This is a genomic window from Sinorhizobium sojae CCBAU 05684 (assembly GCF_002288525.1).
Classification (GTDB): domain Bacteria; phylum Pseudomonadota; class Alphaproteobacteria; order Rhizobiales; family Rhizobiaceae; genus Sinorhizobium; species Sinorhizobium sojae.
This window is the reverse complement of record NZ_CP023068.1, coordinates 1863468-1882838: the sequence shown is the minus strand read 5'-3', so window position 1 is coordinate 1882838 and position 19371 is coordinate 1863468. Positions and strand designations below refer to the sequence as shown.

Here is a 19371-nt window from a genome sequence, read left to right as displayed (position 1 = left end):
TTGTGGCTTGCTTGCAGCATGCAAGGTCGACGACGGCTCGGGAAGCTATACGATGGTATAGAATGTCAGAATGGGCCGCTGCGACGCGGACAGGCTTTGTTTTTCGCGCGGGTTTGATGGCGCTCAGATGTGGCTCGATGAGCTTGACGGCATCGAGCTCAGCATGCAGTGGGGACAGTTCTGATGGTAACTGATGCCGAGGATGATGGCACCCGTGGCGACGATCTCGTCTGGCGATGGCATGACAATCTCATCTACGGGATCCGGTTTGATATTGGCGATCCCGAAAGGCAAGATTGGCGCAGCGATCTGGTGCTCGATATCGACTTCATCGTCGAGTGGCTTTGTGGAAATTCCGGGGAGGCTCGTTTCCGCATAGCGCCAGCCACGCTGACGTTCCACGACGTCGCCGATCTGCAGCTCTCGATAAATCACGGGGATAGCGAGGGGCGCACCGCGATGAGTGAACTGTCCATCGACCGGGTCAGTCGGGAGCGTTTGGCGCGTCCATTCGAGTTTTGGCGGTGGACGATCAGCTTGAACTCGCCTCAGGGCGGCAAGATCGCGTTCTGTGCCAGCGGGTATTCCGAAATGCTTCGGGTCGGTCCGCGGCTGGTCAGCGAGCAACGTCTGCCGCGCGGCCAGCGCTCTTGATACCGGAAACTGCACCAAGTCCTCGCGACGAGCGGCAACGGGAAGTGGTGCAGTCACGTTGTGCGTCAGATTGAATGCGCGGCGCTACGGTGCCCTGTGGCGGACGTGGTCGCCATTGCCTGACCTGGAAAACTGTGCGACAAATTGCCTCGCGTCGTGCTGGGGGAGAGCATGGCTGCGTCGGGAGCAGGGACATTGCACGGTGACGTTGGAGCCGTTTGAGGCTGCTCCCCAACCTGGGAAGTACTCTTGGGAGGAGAGCCATGCCGCGGGCCCCGTCCGTCCATCCGCTTTCGATAAGATCGGCGCTGGTGATCGATGATCATCCGCTCTATTGCGACGCGCTGGCCGCAACGATGGAAAGCGCCTTCAATACGCGCCGGATTCGAACGGCGACATCGCTGAGCGAGGCGCTGCTGCAATTGCGAATGCGATTTTCGCCCGATCTGATCATGCTTGACCTGAACCTGCCCGATGCGTCCGGTCTGAGCGGCTTCCTCAAGATCAAGGAAAGGACGCCCGATATCCCGGTGATCGTGATCTCGGCGATCACGTCCAACGACATCGTCCAATCGGTGATCGCTGCCGGTGCCGCGGGGTTCATCCCCAAGGATATCGGCCGCCAGAATTTCCACGAGGCGATGCAGGATATCTGGAACGGCAAGACCTATGTGCCGCCGGGCTACACGGCGGCGGCCCGCGCTCCGATCACGGACCGGTCGGTGGAGGCGATATCGCGCAAGATCGCGAATCTGTCGCAGCAGCAGACCCGCATTCTGGGGTTCATCTGCGAAGGCATGCCGAACAAGCTGATCGCTTACGAGATGCAACTGGCCGAGGCGACCGTCAAAGCCCATATCACCGCGCTTCTGCGCCGACTGGGCGTCCATAATCGCACGCAGGCTGCGATGCTGGTGCGCGAAGTCTCAATCCGCCACAGTCTCCAGTAGGCTGTTGGCAAGGTACCTGGCGGGGCTGGAGGATGGCGGCGAATTGACGGCTGTCGACGATCTTGACCGCATGCCGGCGGAGGCAGTGCAACTTGCCGCCTCGCGTGCCGAAGACGCGGCCGTTGCCGTTGCCGAGATTCGTCGGCAGCTTGCCTCGGCGAAGCCAAGCTTCATCCTTCTGTTCGTGCCGCACAGGCTGCAAAGCAGCGACCTGGCCGGCGCCCTGCGAAGATCATTGCCGGACGTCGTGGTTTTCGGCTGCACGACGGCGGGCCAGATCACGCCGCGTGGATACGAGGACCACGCATTGCTGGCGATCGCCTTCGAGCGGCATCACTTCCGTGTGGCGTCGATCCTGTTCAAGCCGATAGCGCCGGTGTCGATCGCCGATGTCGTGTCGAAGACGGAGCGTCTCGTCTCTCAGTTTCCCGCAACGCCCGGACGAAAGCGGCTTGCCCTCATCTTTGCGGACGGACTGTCCAAGCAGGAGGACATCCTGATGTCGGCCCTGGAGGCGGGACTGAAGGACATTCCCGTGTTTGGCGGATCGGCCGGCGACGGGCTCCGGTTCGAGCGCACGCAGGTGCTGCGCAATGGCGAATTCCACAGCAACGCCGCGCTCCTTCTGCTCTTGGAAACGGACCTCGCCTTTACCGGTCTCGGCTTCGATCATTTCCAGCCGACGGAGCAACGCATGGTTGTCACCCGTGCAGTGCCGGAGGAGCGGCTGGTGCTGGAGATCAACGGTTCACCGGCGGCGCAAGAATATGCCCGGCTCGTGAGGGCCCCGGTTGCCGAGCTTTCGCCGACCATCTTTGCCGAGAACCCGGTATTGGTGCGCAACGGCAATCTCTATCACGTGCGGGCGATCCAGCAGATCCACGGCGAACACGGCCTCACTTTTCTTTCGGCGATCGACGACGGCCTGCTGTTGCGGCTCGGGCGCGGCAAGGAAATCATCCGCACGCTGGAAACGGGTCTTGCCGTCAGCGGCGAGGGCGGTGAGGCACCGGACTTCATCCTGGGCTTCGACTGCTATCTGCGCAAGCTTGAGATCGCCCGCAAGGGCTTGTCCGGCGAGGCATCCGAGCAGTTCCGCCGGCGTCGGGTCGTCGGCTTCAGCACCTATGGCGAACAGCACCTCGGTGTGCATGTGAACCAGACCTTTGTCGGCGTTGCTTTCTTCCGCCCGAAAGGAGACACCCTGCTGTGATCGATCCGAACGAGCCATACGAGGTTCAGATTGCCAAGCAGGCCAAGATCATCGAGGCCCTGATCAATCGGGCCGAACGCGCTCACGAAGTCGGCGGCTCGGCTTACTCGCTGTTCGAATCAGCTATCGCCCTGCAGGCCAAGGTCTGGGAAAAGACCAAGGACCTGGAAGAGGCCCTCGACACGCTCGGACGGGCCTCGAGCGAGCTTGAGATCGCCTATAAGACGCAGGAGCGCATCCAGAGAAACCTTGCGGATGCCATGGTGGCCATGGAAGGCGGTTTCGCGCTCTTCTCCGAAGACCGCCTGCAGGTCTGCAATGCCCAGTTCCGTGAGTTGCTTCCCGACATCGAGCCGCTGATCAAGCCCGGATTGGAGTTCGACGACTATCTCGCGGCCGTCAACACCAGCAAGTATCTGAACCCGGACGAAAACGGGGTGCTCGGTCGGGCCCAATTGCTGATGAGCGGACAGAGGCCGGGCCGGCGCTTCTCATCCTTCGTGATGGTGCTCAGGAACGACCGCTGGTTCCAGTTTTCCTGCCGACTGACCAGTTCCGGCAACATCGCCGTGTTACAGACCGAAGTCACCGACATCGTGCGGGAGAACCGGCGCGAGAAGAACCGCCTGATCGATCAGCAGGCGCATTTCCTGCACGCGGCCTTCGATCACATGTCGCTCGGCATTTGCACCTTTTCGGCAGAGAGCGAATTGCTGATTCGCAACGAGCGCTTCGGCCAGCTTCTCGGCGTACCGCTACCACTTCTGAGAAAAGGTACGCGGTTCCAGCGCATCGTCGAACATGTCGAACGCCACGAGATTCTCGACCGCAAAGGCGGCCGGTCCGACTTCGCCGGCTGGTTCAGGGCCGTTCGCAGGGGCGATACGGTGCAGGAAAGGTTCAGGCGGCGCGACGGTATGAGTCTCGACATTCGCATCCATTCCTTGCCTGACGACGGTTTCATCGTCTCGGTCATGGACGTAACGGCAGAGACCCAGGCTGCGGCACTGCTGGAGCAACGCGTGCAGGAGCGGACAGTCGAGCTGACGGAGGCCAATCGGCTCCTGCAGATCCATGCCGACGAGCAACGGAAGATTGAGGCGGCGCTGCGGCAGGCCAAGGAGGCGGCCGAAGCAGCCCACACTTCCAAGACCCGTTTTCTGGCCGCAGCCAGCCATGACCTTCTTCAGCCGATCAATGCCGCCAAGCTTTATCTTTCGATGCTGACCGAAAGGGTGGGCGAGCCGGGGGCGAGCGAGGTGGTCAGCCGGCTCAACCGATCCTTCACCTCGATCGAATCGCTCCTGCAGGCGCTTCTCGACATTTCCCGCCTCGACAGTTCAGGCGCGGAGTTCAACATCACCTCTTTCGACCTTGGAAGCCTGCTCCAGGGCGTAGCCGAGGATTTGGCGCCCCTGGCGACGGAAAAGGGAATAGATCTCCGGATCGTCCCCTCGACGCGCTGGGTCACCAGCGATCAGCGTTACCTGATGCGCTGCATCCAGAACCTGGTGGTGAACGCCATCCAATACACGGAGCGCGGCCGCGTTCTGGTGGGTTGCCGCCTGCGCCGCAACCGGGTGCGGATCGAAGTCTGGGACACGGGCATCGGGATTTCGCAGGATGACCAGACGCGGATCTTCAACGAGTTCACCCGGGCAGGCGGTGCGGGAAAAAGCACCGGCATGGGGCTTGGCCTGTCGATCGTCGAGCGCGCGTGCCGGCATCTCAATCATCCCGTCCGCCTGGTTTCGCGGCCTGGACAAGGCTCCGTATTTTCGATCGAAGTGCCGCAGGCCGTCGCCGGCCGCGCCAGCGCCTGCGAAAATCCGACAATGGAACCCATTGCCGATGGCGACCTCGATCTCATCGTCATGCTTGTCGAAAACGATGCCGACGAGCTCGATGCCATGACGCAGATTCTCGAGAGCTGGGGAGCAAGCGTGCTGGCGGCCAGCTCGACGGCCGAGGCGGCCGCCCTCATGCAGGAAATAGGCACTGCGCCCGACATTCTGCTGGCCGATTATCAGCTGGACGATGGCGACAACGGCATAGAAACGATCCGCACGCTGCGCGCTCTGGCTGGAGTGGAAATTCCCGCCGTCATCATTTCGGCCAATCGGCAACGCGATTTCGTGCGGGTCGGCGAAGAGATGTCTTTCGCCGTCCTCGCCAAGCCGGTGCAACCGGTGCGGCTGCGGGCGCTCATCGACTGGAAGACCCGCGCGCGTGTGGCGTGAGACAAACACAGACAAAGGTCTCCGGTGACATTGCCGCAGCCCTTGCTAGGGTCAGGACAGGGAAAGGGAGGTCTAAGATGCGTGTTCTTCTTGTGGCTGCTCTGCTCCTTGTGGGAAGCGGTCAGGCACCGGCAACGGCAGCCGGAACCTACGAGCTTCTCTTTCGCTCTACGGCGCTGAAGGGGCTCGAGGCGGTCCCGGCCGGCAGCGAAGCCGGCCAAAGCACAGTTGTCTACGATAGGCTCGTTTCCGGCGCCGCCGACGGGCAGATGGATGGCAGTTTCAGCATCGGCCTGAAGGTCAAGGCCGACGACAAAGTCACCATGACGCTCTATCAGGGGACGCGGTCCCGCGGCCTGGGTGAGTATCCGGCCTCGGTCGGCAATCCCGTCATCATGTATTTCCTGGAAAGCGTGCTTGCGGATATTGCCGCTCAATCGGGCGGCAGTCCCTTTTACATGCGCAACCGCATCAAGGAGGCCCTGCTCGAGGATGCGCAGGTCGTGCCGGTGACGCGTCAATACCGGAACCGCGATGTCGCCGCGCAGGAGGTGATGATCCGGCCGTTCCTGAAAGACAAGGCGCGGGCGCGGATGGGGAGGTTCTCCGAACTGGCGCTTACCGTCACCGTCTCGGAAGAGATTCCCGGCTGGTACTATTCGCTGGTCGCCACTGTGCCTGCAGCAGCAGGCGCGTCGGAGGTTGGTTATTCCCATGCGATTACTTTGGACGGGAAAGGGGAAGGCAAGCCATGATGCGCGGTGCCGTAAGCGCGCTGGCGTTCGCCGCCGCGATCGCGCCGGCCGGTGCCCAGAACATGTCCGAGCGCCTGAACGATTATCCGACCGAAGCGCGGGCGGACTACGTGTTCGGTTGCATGGCGACCAACGGGCAGAGCCGGGCGGTGCTGAGCCGATGCGCGTGTTCGATCGACGTGATCGCTTCCATCCTGCCCTATGATAAGTATGTTCAAGCGGAAACGGTGCTGTCGCTTCAGCAGGTCGGCGGCGAGCAGACGGCCATGTTCAAGTCGGCGGTCGTGCCACGCACCATGGTGGCCGAATTAAGGCGCGCCCAGGCCGAGGCCGAGATGCTCTGCTTTTGACCTTTGAGGCAGCAGCGGACAGGCGCGAAAGAGGAAACGTCTAGGCGGTTTCCCGCATCCAGCGCTAACTCTTTACTGGGTGTCCCTGTCAGGCATGTGCTTGAGCAGAATTTGGCCGATCGCATAGGCGCGTTTTTCCAAGAGAACCGGCGTTTCGCAGACATATGTCAGCGCTTGCGCACGATCGCGGTAGATGCGCTCATCCCAGTCCATCTGTTCCTCAAGCTTGTCGAGCCGGTCGAAATCCGGATCCTTTTCTCCCGCAAGCCTTGCCGTTTCTGTCCGGCTGCCCTCTATCCGCGACGAGAGCGCGATCTGTTTGCGGGAATAGCGGGAAATCCCCGCGATCAGCTGCCTTCGGGTGTCAGCGATATTGTCGAATACGGCGAGGAAGATATTGCCGAGCAACTCGCCGTCCACCGGCGCACTCTTCTCGACGAAATCGCGGACATGGATCTCGGCCTCATCCAGCGAGACCCGGCGGAGCGACAGCGTCGCAGCGAGATCCTTGGCCGCGGGGGTGAGTTGAGCGCGGGTTATCGGCGCCGGCCAGATCAGGCTCGCCGAAAGGTTCTCGACCTTGCGCTGAATGCATGGCCAGTCCGGATCCGAGAAATCGGTGGCGGTTGCTACGGGAGCCTGCGTCAGCCAAAGCGCCATGCCAAGCGCCGTACCAAACCGATGACGGGCCGCATTCATTCTTCTCGCCTCCATCTTCGAACGAGCGTCAGTATAGGCTGACCAAAGTAAAAGCCAAAGGTCGCGATTTACACACTAAGGTCGCAATTGTCTTTGCGCCTGGGCCCGTCTGTAATCCTGGTACAAGGCCCCACAAGGGACCCCCTACGAATTGTTACCGGAGGCAATCCATGCGCACACGCGCTGCTCTGGCTGTCGAAGCCGGAAAACCCCTTGTCGTGACCGAAGTCGACCTGGAAGGTCCGCGGGCAGGCGAGGTGCTCGTCGAGGTGAAGGCGACCGGAATCTGCCATACCGACGATTTCACCCTCTCCGGCGCCGATCCGGAAGGGCTGTTTCCGGCAATCCTCGGCCATGAGGGCGCCGGCATCGTCGTCGATGTCGGTGCCGGCGTCACGAGCGTCAAGAAGGGCGACCACGTCATTCCGCTCTATACGCCGGAATGCCGCTCCTGCCCCTCGTGCTTGTCGCGCAAGACCAATCTCTGCACCGCCATCCGCGCCACCCAGGGCCAGGGCGTGATGCCGGACGGCACCTCGCGCTTCTCGCTCAACGGCGAGAAGCTGCACCATTACATGGGCTGCTCGACTTTCGCCAATTTCACCGTGCTGCCGGAGATCGCCGTCGCCAAGGTCAACCCGGACGCCCCCTTCGACAAGATCTGCTATATCGGCTGCGGCGTCACCACCGGCATCGGCGCCGTCATCAACACCGCGAAGGTCGAGATCGGCGCAACGGCGATCGTCTTCGGCCTGGGCGGCATCGGTTTGAACGTCATCCAGGGGCTGAAGCTTGCCGGCGCCGACATGATCATCGGCGTCGATTTGAACAATGACAAGAAGGAATGGGGCGAGAAGTTCGGCATGACCCACTTCGTCAATCCGACGGAGGTGGGCGAGGACATCGTGCCCTATCTCGTCAACCTGACGAAGCGCGGCGCCGACCAGATCGGCGGCGCCGACTACACCTTCGACTGCACCGGCAACGTGAAGGTGATGCGCCAGGCGCTGGAGGCCTCGCATCGCGGCTGGGGCAAGTCGGTGATCATCGGGGTCGCCGGCGCCGGCCAGGAGATCGCGACGCGGCCGTTCCAGCTCGTCACCGGCCGCACCTGGATGGGCACCGCCTTCGGCGGCGCGCGCGGGCGCACCGACGTGCCGAAGATCGTCGACTGGTACATGGAGGGCAAGATCCAGATCGATCCGATGATCACCCACACCATGCCGCTCGATGACATCAACAAGGGCTTCGAGCTGATGCATTCCGGTGAAAGCATACGCAGCGTCGTCGTCTATTGAGAGCCAAAAAATGGAACTCGTCTCGCAAAACAAATGCTTTGGCGGAACGCAGTCGGTATTTCGGCACGCTTCCGAGCTCTGCGGCGTCGAGATGACGTTCGGCCTGTACATGCCGCCGCAAACACGGACGCGCCGGGTCCCGCTGCTCTGGTATCTCTCGGGACTCACCTGCACCCATGAGAATGCCATGATCAAGGCGGGCTTGCAGCGATACGCGGCTGAACACGGGCTGGCTCTGCTCTTTCCCGACACGTCACCGCGCGGGGAAGGGGTTGCAGACGATCAAGCCTACGATCTCGGCCAAGGCGCCGGGTTTTACGTCAATGCGACTCAGCAGCCCTGGGCGCGGCATTACCGCATGTACGATTACATCGTGGCGGAGCTGCCCAACCTGCTGCTCGGCAAACTGCCGTTGAACGGCGTTAACGGCATCACCGGGCACTCCATGGGCGGCCATGGAGCATTGACGATCGCCTTTCGCAATCCCGGCCTGTTCCGATCCGTTTCGGCCTTCGCACCGATCGTCAATCCGACCCGATCCGACTGGGGCCGCAAGCAGTTCTCGGCCTATCTCGGCGACGACGAGGCCAATTGGGGCAATTACGACGCCTGCCTGCTCTTGAGCGAGCTCGGATGGCGGGGCGATATCCTGATCGATCAGGGCGCAGCGGACCAGTTTCTGGACCAGTTGCAGCCAGAGGCAATGGCGCGGCTCATGGCGGAGCGGCGGCAGGCCGGCGTGCTGCGGATGCAGGCCGGCTACGATCATAGCTACTATTTCGTGGCGAGCTTCGGTGAAGACCATGTGCGCTGGCATGCAGAGCGGCTGAACGCCGCGTAAGGGAGAGGAAGGAATGACTTCAAGGCTTTGTATCGGGCTGGCTGTTGCAATCGCATTCGGCAGTGTCTTTGCAGGCGTGGGTTCGCCGGCACTTGCCCTGGATCCCGCGGCCGGAAATCCGGCGGCGGGCGAAAAGGTTTTTCGCAAGTGTCAGGCCTGTCATGCGATCGGGCCGGATGCCAAATCGAAGGCCGGCCCGCTGCTGACCGGCGTCATCGGCCGCCCGGCGGGCAAAGTCGAAGGCTTCTCCTATTCCCCCGCGTTGAGCAAGGCGGCCGAATCGGGGTTGACCTGGACGCCTGAAAAAATCGCGGAGTTTCTGACCAATCCGAAAAGTTTCCTGCCGGGCACGAAGATGGCCTTTGCGGGGCTGCGCAAGGATCAGGAGCGCGCCGATCTCATCGCATATCTGGCAACCTTTCCCTAACGCGAGCAGGAGGAGCTTAAAGCAAGACACAGGAGGAGCCGCCCCTCACAGGCGGCAGTGTCGCAAGCCGATACCGGGAAGAGGAGACCGCGAGGTTTCCCGGGGCGAGCGGGTTGAACGGCCCTGATCGGCAGACCCAAGAGGAGGATGAAAATGAAACGACTTCTTACAGTGCTTGCCTTCATATCGATAGGCGGTAGCCCGCAGGTCGCTCTCGCCAACTCGGAACTGCAAAAGCACATCGACGACCCCAATCAGTGGGCCATTCAAACCGGCGACTATGCCAACCTGCGCTACTCCAAACTTGACCAGATCAACAAGGACAATGTCGGCAAATTACAGGTCGCGTGGACCTTCTCCACGGGCGTTCTGCGCGGCCATGAAGGATCGCCGCTCGTCGTCGGGGACATGATGTATGTCCACACCCCCTTCCCGAATACGGTCTATGCGCTGGATCTCAGCAAGGAAGGCCAGATCGTCTGGAAGTACGAGCCGAAACAGGATGAGAACGTCATTCCCGTGATGTGCTGCGACACCGTCAATCGCGGCGTAGCCTATGCGGACAACAAGGTCTTCCTGCATCAGGCGGATACCACCGTCGTGGCGCTTGACGCCAAGACCGGCAAGGTAATCTGGAGCGTCAAGAACGGCGATCCTTCCAAGGGTGAGACCAATACGGCCACCGTCATGCCGGTAAAGGACAAGGTTCTCGTCGGGATATCCGGCGGTGAGTTCGGTGTCCGCGGCCACGTGACGGCCTATTCGATTGCAGATGGAAAGCTCCTGTGGCGTGGTTACTCCATGGGGCCGGACGGCGATACGCTAATGGATCCCGAAAAGACCACCCATCTGGGCAAGCCGGTCGGCAAGGACTCCGGCCTCACCACCTGGGAAGGCGATCAGTGGAAGATCGGCGGAGGCACCACTTGGGGGTGGTATGCCTATGACCCCGAACTGAACCTGATGTATTACGGGTCCGGCAACCCGTCGACCTGGAACCCGAGCCAGCGGCCCGGCGACAACCGCTGGTCGATGACCATCTGGGCGCGGGACGTCGACACCGGTATGGCCAAATGGGTCTATCAGATGACGCCGCATGACGAATGGGATTATGACGGCGTCAACGAGATGATCCTGACAGACCAGCAGATCGACGGCCAGGAGCGCAAGCTGCTCACCCATTTCGACCGCAACGGTTTCGCCTATACGATGGACCGTGGCACCGGCGAGTTGTTGGTGGCGGAGAAATACGACCCCGTTGTCAACTGGGCGACTGAAGTGGACATGGATCCCAAGTCCGACCAGTATGGCCGGCCGCAGGTCGTGGCTGAGTATTCTACGGAGCAGAACGGCGAAGACGTAAACACGACCGGCGTCTGCCCGGCGGCGCTCGGCACCAAGGACCAGCAGCCGGCAGCCTACTCGCCGAAGACCGAGCTCTTCTACGTGCCCACCAACCACGTCTGCATGGACTACGAGCCGTTCCGGGTGACCTATACCGCCGGGCAGCCCTATGTGGGGGCCACGCTATCCATGTACCCACCGAAGGACAGCCACGGCGGCATGGGCAACTTCATCGCCTGGGACAACAAGGAAGGCAAGATCAAGTGGTCCCTGCCGGAACCGTTCTCCGTCTGGTCGGGCGCGCTGGCAACGGCCGGAGACGTGGTCTTCTACGGGACGCTCGAGGGATATCTGAAGGCGGTCGACGCCGCCACAGGCAAGGAGCTCTACCGCTTCAAAACGCCTTCCGGAGTGATCGGCAACGTCATGACCTACGCTCATGGTGGCAAGCAGTACGTCGCCGTGCTTTCGGGTGTGGGCGGCTGGGCCGGTATCGGTCTGGCAGCCGGCCTAACCAATCCGAATGACGGTCTCGGAGCAGTGGGCGGCTATGCGTCGCTAAGCAACTACACCGCGCTTGGCGGCACGCTCACCGTCTTCAAGCTGCCGGATTAAGCGGCAATCTTTCCTCCGGAATGGGCGCGGGTCAATGAAACCTGCGCCCGTTCGCTCTCCGCCTAAAAGGACGCAAGATGACCAGCAGAACCCATGCCGTATCGATGATCCTTACCGTGTTGACGCTTTTGGCCGGCGCCGCAGGTGCAGAAGAGGCGCAAGCGCCGGTGGATAATATCACAGCCGCCCGCGAAGAAGACGGACGCTACTACACCGCCGACGACGTTCCCACCTTCAAGATCGCCGAGGATGGCACCGTCGACTGGCTGACCTATTCGGGCTTTCGCCGCTACCATGCGGAATGTCATGTCTGTCATGGTCCGGAGGGCGAGGGATCGAGCTATGCGCCGGCCTTGAAGAAGTCGGCGATAGATCTCGACTACTACGCCTTTGTCGATGTCGTCACGAATGGGCGCAAGAGGGTGAACGTGGCCGAAAACTCGGTAATGCCAGCCTTCGGCGAGAACCCCAACGTGATGTGTTATCTCGATGACATCTATGTCTATCTGAAGGCGCGCGGATCCGGCGAATTGCCGCGCGGGCGCCCGGCCAAGAAGGAGGCGAAATCGGATGCGATTCGGGATGCTGAAAGCTCTTGTCTCGGCCACAACTAGCTTAAGGGCGGCAGGCGGCATTCTGCTGCTGGCGTGCGCCGGCACTGCCCCTGCGCTGGCCCAGACCTCGGATCTCGTATCGAAAACGGCATTCCGTGTCTGTGCCGATCCGGCCAATCTGCCGATGTCGGATCGCTCGGGTGCGGGATTCGAGAACAAGATCGCCGCGCTGATGGCGTCGAGGCTCGGATTGCCCCTGGAGTACAAGTGGTTTCCGATGGCGACAGGCTTCATTCGCAAGACCCTGCAGGCGAACGACTGCGATGTTGTCATCGGCTATGCGCAGGGCGACGAACTGGTGTTGAACACCAATCATTACTATACCTCCGCCTATGTGCTGATCGTCGCCTCGGGCGGCCCGCTGGACGGGGTCACGACGCTCGCCGACCGTCGTCTCAAGGACAAGAGGGTCGGCATCATCGCCGGAACCCCGCCGGCGACGCATCTGGCAAGGAACGGGCTCATGCCCAAGGCCAAGGGCTATCACCTGATGGTCGACCGGCGCTACGAGGATCCAGCCGACGAGATGCTTGCCGATCTGGAATCCGGTGCCATCGATGCAGCGATTCTCTGGGGTCCCATCGGGGCACCGCTGGTCAAGGCGAGCCATCCGAGCCTGAAGGTGACGCCACTTTTGTCGGAGCCGAGGCCGCCGAAGCTCTTCTACCGCATCACCATGGGCGTCCGGCAGGGCGAGAAGGTATGGGAGCGGAAGCTGAACTCGCTGATCCGCCGGAATCAAGCCGAGATCGACGCCATCCTAACAGCGGCGGGTGTGCCGCTCCTCAACGATATGGGAACTGGGCCGCTCGAGGCGCAGCATTGATCCTGTGGCGGCCGCCTTTCCGGTCCTGCCGATGCCGGGCAGAGACTGGCTGAGGCGAGTATACGCGTATTGCTGAACTACGCTCCATAAGTATCGGTTCTGCGATAAAACTTGCGCTGTTAGTCTCCACTTCGGGAGTGTCAGGAAGATTGGGAGGTCGTTCCGGCAATGTCTAAGCTCTCGCTTACGCTCGCCGTATTCGGACTGGCGATGTTTGTGACGTCGCCCGGAGGGGCGGCGGAGGTGAAGACGGCTGTGCTGCGGGTCGATCGTGTCGTCGGCCCGCCGATTTCGCGGCTCGACGCGCCACCTGCCGATCTGGGGTTTGCCGGCGCCATGTTGGGGAACGAGGACAATCGGACGACCGGCGCCTTCACCGGCATGGACTATACGCTGAAGACTGAGGCAGTTGCGCCGGGTGAGGCTACGGCGGCACTCGATCGATTGAAGGCCGAAGGAATCGGCCTTATCGCGGTCATCGCCGAAGGCGACATTTTGAAGGCGCTCTCCGACAGGGCCGGCCCCGAGGTGCTGCTTTTCAACGCTGGCGCTCGCGACGAGGCACTGCGCGATGCCGAATGCCGCGCCAACCTGCTGCATGTCTCGCCGAGCCGATCCATGCTCAGCGATAGCATCGTCCAGTTTCTGATGTGGAAGAAATGGCCGCGTATCCTGCTGATCCACGGCTCGCATCCCGAAGATAGGCTCTTAGCCGACAGCTATCGCAAATCCGCCGCCAAGTTCGGTGCGGAGATCGTCGAGGAACGCGAGTTCGAAGACACGGGCGGCGCCAGGCGCACGGATACCGGCCATGTCATGGTGCAGAAGCAGATTCCTGTCTTTACCCAGGACGCCGAGGATTATGACGTGATCGTCGCGGCCGACGAGGCCGGCGTCTTCGCGCCATACCTGCCATATCACACCTGGGATCCGCGGCCCGTTGCGGGATCCGCGGGGCTACGTCCGGCATCCTGGCATGCTGCCCATGAAGCCTGGGGTGCGACCCAGTTTCAGCGCCGCTTCGAGAGACTGGCCGGGCGCAATATGCGCGAAGAGGACTACCAGGCATGGCTTGCCACGCGCGTCATCGGCGAGGCGGTGACCCGCTCCGGCAAGACAGATCCGGCGAGCGTGCGGACCTACGCGCTTTCGGCAGACTTCGAACTCGCGGCGTTCAAAGGCCAGAAGCTGACTTTCCGCTCATGGAATGGACAGATGCGTCAGCCGATTCTTTTGACCGATGGTCGCGTCACGGTTTCCATTTCGCCGCAGGATGGCTACCTGCACCAGCATTCGCCGCTCGACACCTTGGGCATCGACGCGACCGAAACCGCCTGCCATGCCTTTGGAGAATAGGATGCTGAGATCCGCACTGCTGCTTCTGCCTGCCGTTCTGATGTTTGCCGCTCCCGCCAAGGCCAACAAGGTCTTCGTGACAAATGAACGCGGCAATAGCGTCACCGTTCTCGACAGCGAGAGCTGGGAAGTCATTGCCACCTTTCCGGCCGGCAACCGGCCGCGCGGCATCACCATCAGTCCGGACGGCAAGGAACTCTATGTCTGCGCCTCGGATGATGACACCGTCCGGGTCTTCGATCCCGGGACTTACAAGGAACTGCACACGCTGCCGTCGGGTCCGGATCCGGAGCTCTTTGCGCTCGATCCGTCTGGAAACCCGCTTTACATCGCCAATGAGGACGACAATCTGGTGACCGTCGTCGACGTCAAGACGCGCCAAGTGCTCGCCGAAGTGCCCGTCGGCGTCGAACCGGAAGGCGTCGCGGTCAGCCCGGATGCCAAGACCATCATCAATACCTCCGAAACAACCAACATGGCGCACTTCATCGACGCCTCGAGCTACGAGATCGTGCACAACGTGCTGGTCGATCAGCGGCCGCGCTATGCCGAATTCACCTCCGACGGCAAGAAGCTTTACGTCAGCTCCGAGATCGGCGGCACCGTTTCGGTGATCGACATGGCGGCGACCGAACCGGTGATCGCCAAGAAGATCAGCTTCGCCGTGCCGGGCATTCTGCCGGAATGGCTGCAGCCGGTCGGCGTCAAGGCGACCAAGGATGGCTCGCGCATTTTCGTGGCACTCGGCCCCGCCAACCGCGTCGCAGTGATCGACGGGGCGACTGACGAGGTTCTCGATTACCTGCTTGTCGGGCAGCGAGTTTGGCAGATGGCGTTCACGCCAAACGAAGAATTCCTGATCACCACCAATGGCAATTCCAACGACATCAGCATCATCGACGTCAAAGCGGAAGAGGTGATCCGCTCGGTCCAGGTCGGCGAGCAGCCCTGGGGGGTCGTGGTCGCCCCTTGAGACGCACACGTGCAACGGAGTGGGAGGAAAGGACATCATGCGCAAACCGATTTTTGCGGCACTGGCCGCGCTCTTTCTGGCAAGCCCGGCGGCTGCGGCGCCGCTTTGCGCCGAACTCGGCTTTGCTGGACTGCTCGCCAAATGCAATCGAGGCGAGCCTATCGAGATCACGCTCAGCGCCGGCAAGCCGCTTGGGAATGCCGTCACATTGCAGTCCGGCGCCTATTACGAAATGCGCATTACGGCGGACGGATCGGCAGAGCTGGCAATTAGCGGCGCGCCGTTCTTCCGTGCGATCTGGATGAACGAGATCGTCATTAACGGCATAGAAGTCCGCCCCATGGCGATCGACAGCCTGGAATTCGACGAGGAGGGCACGGCAACCCTCTCGTTCATCGCCATAAAGCCCGGCAGCTACGAGGTGAAGATTCCAAACACGACGGGCGACAGTCAGAAAGTTGCGATCGCTATCCAGTGACACCGAAAATGGCCTTCCGCACCACCTGACGGCACTCGCATGGGTCAGCGCCTCTTTCGTCCTCTTCATGCGGGGCGCTCTGGGGCTTTGATCCTGCGCGGCATGCTCCGCCATAAAGTGTAAGTGGAGAGCCAGCGGGTCGACGCCGAAAACCGACACTTTCCGCTATATTGCCGCGGTCGGCATTTGCCCTGATCCTGTTGACGGACGAAGACGCAAAGACGTCCAAAGCCGAGGAGGAACCAATGCTCAAGCTGCATCCGTCCATCGATAATGGCTTTCCGCCGGCCAGTCCGGGCTTTCAAGGCGGCACGCTGAAGTGCAAGTGCGCCACCGATCCGGTAACCGTTCAGATCAGCTCCCAGACAGCTCATAACCATGCCTGCGGCTGCACCAAATGCTGGAAGCCGGACGGCGCGATCTTCTCGCAAATCGCCGTTGTCAGCCGCGACGACGTAAATGTCACTTCAGGATCCGAAAGACTGCAGGTCGTCGATCCGAGCGCCACGATCCAGCGCTACGCATGCAGGGATTGCGGCACGCATATGTATGGTCGGATCGAGAACGCGAAGCATCCCTTCTATGGTCTCGACTTCGTTCACACCGAGCTCAGTGACGAGACGGGCTGGTCTCCACCGCAATTCGCCGCCTTCGTCTCCTCCGTTATCGAGAGCGGGGTCAATCCCGAAAGTATGCCGGAAATACGAGCTCGGCTGACGGAGCTCGGGCTTCAGCCCTACGATTGCTTGTCTCCGGCGCTGATGGACGCGATCGCCACCCATATAGCCAAACAGACCGGCGCCCTGCCGGCCTGACGCGTCGCGCCGGCCGTGTGCGCTCGGAGACTCATCGTCTCCTCCCTCGGACCCCGCTCGTTGTTGCCTCCCTCGAGGAGGTATTCCGACGGGCGGGGTCTGATGGCGTTTTTTTTGGCAAAAGACGGTGTAGCGACGACGTTCGGAAAAAGCGCAGGTTAACACCACTCTGCCGGGAGAAGCGGAGCCAACTGGAAGGATTCACGCCTGATAAGGCTACGCCTTCCATTTGATAGAGCAGCCCATTGAAGGCTGCTGTTCTGCCGGGCCCTTGCCGGTCTGCGAAACCATGATCATGGTTTCATAGAGCTCGCGCTTCAGATCGGCAGCGCCTGTCTCCTTGCGCGAGGCGTCCAGCCTACCGCGATATTGCAGTTCCATATCCCTATTGAAGCCGAAGAAATCAGGCGTGCAGACCGCACCATAGGCTTTCGCGACGGTTTGGTCCTCGTCATGGAGATAGGGAAACGGCAGGGCGTGGTGCGACGCGAAACGCTTCATGTTCTCGAAGGAGTCCTCCGGATAGGCCTCGGCGTCATTGGCGTTGATGGCCACGAAGCCGATGCCGTGTTCCTCGAGGTCGATCGCGTCACGGACGATGCGGGCGATGACCGCTTTCACGTAAGGGCAGTGATTGCAGATGAAGGCAACGACCAGTCCATTGGGACCGGAAAGGTCAAGGATGGAATGGGTGCGGCCGTCAGTTGCCGGCAGTCGGGCGTCGATCGCCTTCCAGCCGAAATCGCAGAGGGGTGGGATTGCTGCCATGCCGCCGTCACCTCGTCTTTCAACAACGGAGTAGGGAATTGTACGCGGATTCCGCTCGCTTCCCGATCAAATGTGATTGATTGATCCTGATCTTCGTCGAAGAGCCGGAGTCAGCCCGGCTTGAATTCGGTCAATCCTGGCTCGTCCGCCCCGCTGCGCAACGCGCTTATGTTGCCGGCGTAAGCTTCCCGGCCGCCCTTGAAGACCGCCGAGCCGGCGACGAGCACGTCGGCGCCGGCTCGGGCGACGAGCGGCGCGGTCTCGGGCGTCACGCCGCCGTCGATTTCGATATGGATCGGGCGGCTGCCGATCATGGCTTTCACTCGCCGCACCTTCTCGACGACGGACGGAATGAAGGCCTGACCGCCGAAGCCGGGATTGACCGTCATCAGGAGGATCAGGTCGAGCCGGTCCAGCACATATGCGATGACGCTTTCCGGCGTCGAGGGGTTGAGCGATACGCCGGCCTTGCAGCCGAGGTCGCGGATTGCCTGCAACGACCGGTCGAGGTGCGTGCTCGCTTCGGAATGCACGGTGATGATGTCGCAGCCGGCCTCGGCGAAGGCGCCGAGAAAGGGATCGGCCGGTTCGATCATCAGGTGACAGTCGAAGATCTTGTCAGTCCGGTTCCGGATCGACTTGATGACCGGCGGCCCGAAAGTGATGTTGGGCACGAAATGGCCATCCATCACGTCAAGATGGATCCAATCGGCACCGGCCTGACAGACGTCCGCGACCTCTTCGCCAAGACGTGAGAAGTCCGCCGAGAGGACCGAGGGGGCTATGGTGGTCTTCCTGCTCATGACGAGATCTCCTGATTGGGCTCGACTATGCCGAACACCCGGCTTGCCGAAATGTCCCGCGCGGTGATGGTCGACAGCTGCTCGGCGTCGACCGGTCCGGTGCTTTCCTCGAACAGGCGGTTCGCCTGGCGCAGCCGGGCCCGGTCGAGCGCGTTGCGGATCGAGCGCGCATTGGCGAAATGCGGCTGGCGCCGGCGACGGGCGATGTAGTCGCCCATCACGGCCGTCGCCTTGGGATCGAAGTGGTAACCCTGCCGGCTCAGCATGGCCTCGGCGATCGACAGGAGCTCTCCATCGTCATAGTCGGGGAAATCGATGTGGTGGGCGATGCGCGAGCGAAAGCCCGGATTGCTCTCGAAAAACCGGTCCATGCGATCGGCATAGCCGGCGAGAATGACGACCAGGTCGTCGCGGTTGTTCTCCATCACCTGCAGCAGGATTTCGATCGCTTCCTGGCCGTAGTCGCGCTCGTTGTCCGGGCGATAGAGATAATAGGCCTCGTCGATGAACAGCACGCCCCCCATTGCCTTTTTCAGGATCTCCTTCGTTTTCGGAGCAGTATGGCCGATATATTGTCCGACGAGGTCATCTCGCGTCACCGAGACTAGATGCCCCTTGCGGATATATCCGAGCCTGTGCAGCAAATTGGCCATGCGCAAGGCGACCGTTGTCTTGCCGGTGCCCGGATTGCCCGTGAAGCTCATGTGCAGCGACGGCGCCTCGTGGGTTAGGCCCATTGCACGGCGGGCGCGCTCGACGAGCAGCAGGGCTGCCGTCTCGCGGATCCGTTGTTTCACAGGTTTCAGCCCGACGAGTTCTCGATCGAGTTCATCGAGGATTTCGGCAACGCCGGAGGTCTTGTATTCCTCGGCGAGGTCGACCGATGTCGGCAGGCTTTCGGTGCTTGATAGGGCTTCCGGCATCGCCATTTTGTGAACTCCTTCTATCGCCGCGTTTCCCAGGCATAGTGCTGGCTGCGACCACGGCTTTCCGTCCGGGTCATCCGCAGTTTCGGTTCGTTATCGGGCCGATTGACGATGAAGGACATCGTCACGGTCTCGAAGCCGCGGCTGGAATCGAACGCATTGAGGCGGATGTAGTCGTGCGGATAAGCCTTGCGGCAATCCTCCAGCTCCATCATGACGCCCTTGGCGTCCTTCAGGTCGAACATCGGATTGCCCCACATTTCCCAGTAGATGTTGCGGGGGTGCGGGTCGTCGGTATGTTCGACGCCGATCGCCCATCCCTTGCCGAGGCAATATTCCACCTGTGCCGTTATCTGCTCATCCGTCAGGTCCGGCAGGAACGAGAAGCATCCTTGGGTGATACGCATGTTTTCTCTCCTTACTTCT

General features: G+C 61.5%; 21 protein-coding genes. 16 read left to right on the top strand and 5 right to left on the bottom strand.

All coding sequences use genetic code 11. The features are described from left to right. Positions 1–183: 183 nt before the first annotated feature. The 6 genes from SJ05684_RS26500 to SJ05684_RS26475 all read left to right on the top strand — a co-directional run bounded on the left by SJ05684_RS26500 (position 184) and on the right by SJ05684_RS26475 (position 6162). Positions 184–654, top strand: coding sequence for a hypothetical protein (locus tag SJ05684_RS26500; RefSeq protein WP_034855191.1), 471 nt, complete (start codon positions 184–186; stop codon positions 652–654). A 263-nt stretch (positions 655–917) separates the two neighbouring features. Further along, positions 918–1604 carry a response regulator gene (locus tag SJ05684_RS26495; protein WP_034855189.1) on the top strand — a complete coding sequence of 229 codons (687 nt, stop codon included), beginning with the start codon at positions 918–920 and terminating at the stop codon, positions 1602–1604. Positions 1605–1647: 43 nt separating this feature from the next. Continuing rightward, the gene (locus SJ05684_RS26490; RefSeq protein WP_034855187.1) at positions 1648–2817 is read left to right on the top strand and encodes an FIST N-terminal domain-containing protein; all 1170 of its coding nucleotides are present in this window, start codon (positions 1648–1650) and stop codon (positions 2815–2817) included. Next, positions 2814–5057 carry a hybrid sensor histidine kinase/response regulator gene (locus SJ05684_RS26485; RefSeq protein ID WP_034855185.1) on the top strand — a complete coding sequence of 748 codons (2244 nt, stop codon included), beginning with the start codon at positions 2814–2816 and terminating at the stop codon, positions 5055–5057. Before SJ05684_RS26490 ends, SJ05684_RS26485 begins: the two co-directional genes overlap by 4 nt. Before the next feature lie 77 nt (positions 5058–5134). Next, entirely contained in the window at positions 5135–5812 is a 678-nt protein-coding gene (locus SJ05684_RS26480) for a hypothetical protein (RefSeq protein WP_034855183.1), read from the top strand. Next, on the top strand, positions 5809–6162 hold the full coding sequence (locus SJ05684_RS26475) for a hypothetical protein (RefSeq protein ID WP_034855181.1): 354 nt from the start codon (positions 5809–5811) through the stop codon (positions 6160–6162). The genes SJ05684_RS26480 and SJ05684_RS26475 overlap by 4 nt, the downstream gene beginning before the upstream one ends. Before the next feature lie 72 nt (positions 6163–6234). Here the strand turns inward: SJ05684_RS26475 and SJ05684_RS26470 are convergent, their stop codons facing one another. Then, positions 6235–6861, bottom strand: a complete 627-nt coding sequence (locus SJ05684_RS26470) for a hypothetical protein (RefSeq protein ID WP_034855179.1) — start codon at positions 6859–6861, stop codon at positions 6235–6237. A 170-nt stretch (positions 6862–7031) separates the two neighbouring features. Here SJ05684_RS26470 and SJ05684_RS26465 point away from each other — a divergent pair, with 170 nt between their 5' ends. The 10 genes from SJ05684_RS26465 (at position 7032) to gfa (ending at position 16448) form a co-directional block, all read left to right on the top strand. Then, complete coding sequence (locus SJ05684_RS26465) at positions 7032–8159, top strand: S-(hydroxymethyl)glutathione dehydrogenase/class III alcohol dehydrogenase (protein WP_095694392.1); 1128 nt, start codon at positions 7032–7034, stop codon at positions 8157–8159. A 10-nt stretch (positions 8160–8169) separates the two neighbouring features. Beyond that, positions 8170–9000, top strand: a complete 831-nt coding sequence (gene fghA, locus SJ05684_RS26460; RefSeq protein WP_034856428.1) for an S-formylglutathione hydrolase — start codon at positions 8170–8172, stop codon at positions 8998–9000. Positions 9001–9013: 13 nt separating this feature from the next. Continuing rightward, positions 9014–9427, top strand: a complete 414-nt coding sequence (locus SJ05684_RS26455) for a c-type cytochrome (protein ID WP_034856426.1) — start codon at positions 9014–9016, stop codon at positions 9425–9427. Between the two features lie 153 nt (positions 9428–9580). Beyond that, a complete protein-coding gene (gene xoxF5 / locus SJ05684_RS26450) occupies positions 9581–11386 on the top strand; it encodes a lanthanide-dependent methanol dehydrogenase XoxF5 (RefSeq protein ID WP_034856424.1) in 1806 nt (601 codons plus the stop codon). A gap of 77 nt (positions 11387–11463) precedes the next feature. Further along, positions 11464–12000, top strand: a complete 537-nt coding sequence (locus tag SJ05684_RS26445; protein WP_034856422.1) for a c-type cytochrome, methanol metabolism-related — start codon at positions 11464–11466, stop codon at positions 11998–12000. Beyond that, positions 11957–12826 (top strand): substrate-binding domain-containing protein, encoded by an 870-nt coding sequence (locus SJ05684_RS26440; RefSeq protein WP_095694391.1) that lies wholly within the window; start codon positions 11957–11959, stop codon positions 12824–12826. Before SJ05684_RS26445 ends, SJ05684_RS26440 begins: the two co-directional genes overlap by 44 nt. A gap of 168 nt (positions 12827–12994) precedes the next feature. Beyond that, positions 12995–14182 carry a lanthanide ABC transporter ABC transporter substrate-binding protein PedA1 gene (locus SJ05684_RS26435; protein WP_034856408.1) on the top strand — a complete coding sequence of 396 codons (1188 nt, stop codon included), beginning with the start codon at positions 12995–12997 and terminating at the stop codon, positions 14180–14182. A 1-nt stretch (position 14183) separates the two neighbouring features. Continuing rightward, positions 14184–15155: a YVTN family beta-propeller repeat protein gene (locus SJ05684_RS26430; RefSeq protein WP_034856407.1), complete on the top strand. Its 972-nt coding sequence runs from the start codon at positions 14184–14186 to the stop codon at positions 15153–15155. Positions 15156–15192: 37 nt separating this feature from the next. Beyond that, on the top strand, positions 15193–15633 hold the full coding sequence (locus SJ05684_RS26425) for a cupredoxin domain-containing protein (RefSeq protein WP_050980079.1): 441 nt from the start codon (positions 15193–15195) through the stop codon (positions 15631–15633). 245 nt (positions 15634–15878) lie between these two features. After that, on the top strand, positions 15879–16448 hold the full coding sequence (gene gfa / locus SJ05684_RS26420) for an S-(hydroxymethyl)glutathione synthase (RefSeq protein ID WP_034856419.1): 570 nt from the start codon (positions 15879–15881) through the stop codon (positions 16446–16448). 216 nt (positions 16449–16664) lie between these two features. Here the strand turns inward: gfa and SJ05684_RS26415 are convergent, their stop codons facing one another. The 4 genes from SJ05684_RS26415 to SJ05684_RS26400 all read right to left on the bottom strand — a co-directional run bounded on the left by SJ05684_RS26415 (position 16665) and on the right by SJ05684_RS26400 (position 19352). Continuing rightward, positions 16665–17216, bottom strand: coding sequence for a thioredoxin family protein (locus SJ05684_RS26415; RefSeq protein WP_034856405.1), 552 nt, complete (start codon positions 17214–17216; stop codon positions 16665–16667). Positions 17217–17326: 110 nt separating this feature from the next. Next, entirely contained in the window at positions 17327–18019 is a 693-nt protein-coding gene (gene rpe / locus SJ05684_RS26410) for a ribulose-phosphate 3-epimerase (RefSeq protein ID WP_034856404.1), read from the bottom strand. Continuing rightward, on the bottom strand, positions 18016–18948 hold the full coding sequence (cbbX, locus tag SJ05684_RS26405; RefSeq protein ID WP_034856403.1) for a CbbX protein: 933 nt from the start codon (positions 18946–18948) through the stop codon (positions 18016–18018). Before cbbX ends, rpe begins: the two co-directional genes overlap by 4 nt. A gap of 14 nt (positions 18949–18962) precedes the next feature. Further along, on the bottom strand, positions 18963–19352 hold the full coding sequence (locus tag SJ05684_RS26400) for a ribulose bisphosphate carboxylase small subunit (protein WP_034856401.1): 390 nt from the start codon (positions 19350–19352) through the stop codon (positions 18963–18965). Positions 19353–19371: the final 19 nt, after the last annotated feature.

Excerpts from the sequence above, each read along its gene's own strand:
- SJ05684_RS26500 (WP_034855191.1), top strand. The coding sequence starts at position 184 with ATGGTAACTGATGCCGAGGATGATGGCACCCGTGGCGACGATCTCGTC.
- SJ05684_RS26495 (WP_034855189.1), top strand. The coding sequence starts at position 918 with ATGCCGCGGGCCCCGTCCGTCCATCCGCTTTCGATAAGATCGGCGCTG.
- SJ05684_RS26480 (WP_034855183.1), top strand. The coding sequence starts at position 5,135 with ATGCGTGTTCTTCTTGTGGCTGCTCTGCTCCTTGTGGGAAGCGGTCAG.
- SJ05684_RS26475 (WP_034855181.1), top strand. The coding sequence starts at position 5,809 with ATGATGCGCGGTGCCGTAAGCGCGCTGGCGTTCGCCGCCGCGATCGCG.
- SJ05684_RS26470 (WP_034855179.1), bottom strand. The coding sequence starts at position 6,861 with ATGAATGCGGCCCGTCATCGGTTTGGTACGGCGCTTGGCATGGCGCTT.
- SJ05684_RS26465 (WP_095694392.1), top strand. The coding sequence starts at position 7,032 with ATGCGCACACGCGCTGCTCTGGCTGTCGAAGCCGGAAAACCCCTTGTC.
- fghA (WP_034856428.1), top strand. The coding sequence starts at position 8,170 with ATGGAACTCGTCTCGCAAAACAAATGCTTTGGCGGAACGCAGTCGGTA.
- SJ05684_RS26455 (WP_034856426.1), top strand. The coding sequence starts at position 9,014 with ATGACTTCAAGGCTTTGTATCGGGCTGGCTGTTGCAATCGCATTCGGC.
- xoxF5 (WP_034856424.1), top strand. The coding sequence starts at position 9,581 with ATGAAACGACTTCTTACAGTGCTTGCCTTCATATCGATAGGCGGTAGC.
- SJ05684_RS26445 (WP_034856422.1), top strand. The coding sequence starts at position 11,464 with ATGACCAGCAGAACCCATGCCGTATCGATGATCCTTACCGTGTTGACG.
- SJ05684_RS26440 (WP_095694391.1), top strand. The coding sequence starts at position 11,957 with ATGCGATTCGGGATGCTGAAAGCTCTTGTCTCGGCCACAACTAGCTTA.
- SJ05684_RS26435 (WP_034856408.1), top strand. The coding sequence starts at position 12,995 with ATGTCTAAGCTCTCGCTTACGCTCGCCGTATTCGGACTGGCGATGTTT.
- SJ05684_RS26430 (WP_034856407.1), top strand. The coding sequence starts at position 14,184 with ATGCTGAGATCCGCACTGCTGCTTCTGCCTGCCGTTCTGATGTTTGCC.
- SJ05684_RS26425 (WP_050980079.1), top strand. The coding sequence starts at position 15,193 with ATGCGCAAACCGATTTTTGCGGCACTGGCCGCGCTCTTTCTGGCAAGC.
- gfa (WP_034856419.1), top strand. The coding sequence starts at position 15,879 with ATGCTCAAGCTGCATCCGTCCATCGATAATGGCTTTCCGCCGGCCAGT.
- SJ05684_RS26415 (WP_034856405.1), bottom strand. The coding sequence starts at position 17,216 with ATGGCAGCAATCCCACCCCTCTGCGATTTCGGCTGGAAGGCGATCGAC.
- rpe (WP_034856404.1), bottom strand. The coding sequence starts at position 18,019 with ATGAGCAGGAAGACCACCATAGCCCCCTCGGTCCTCTCGGCGGACTTC.
- cbbX (WP_034856403.1), bottom strand. The coding sequence starts at position 18,948 with ATGGCGATGCCGGAAGCCCTATCAAGCACCGAAAGCCTGCCGACATCG.
- SJ05684_RS26400 (WP_034856401.1), bottom strand. The coding sequence starts at position 19,352 with ATGCGTATCACCCAAGGATGCTTCTCGTTCCTGCCGGACCTGACGGAT.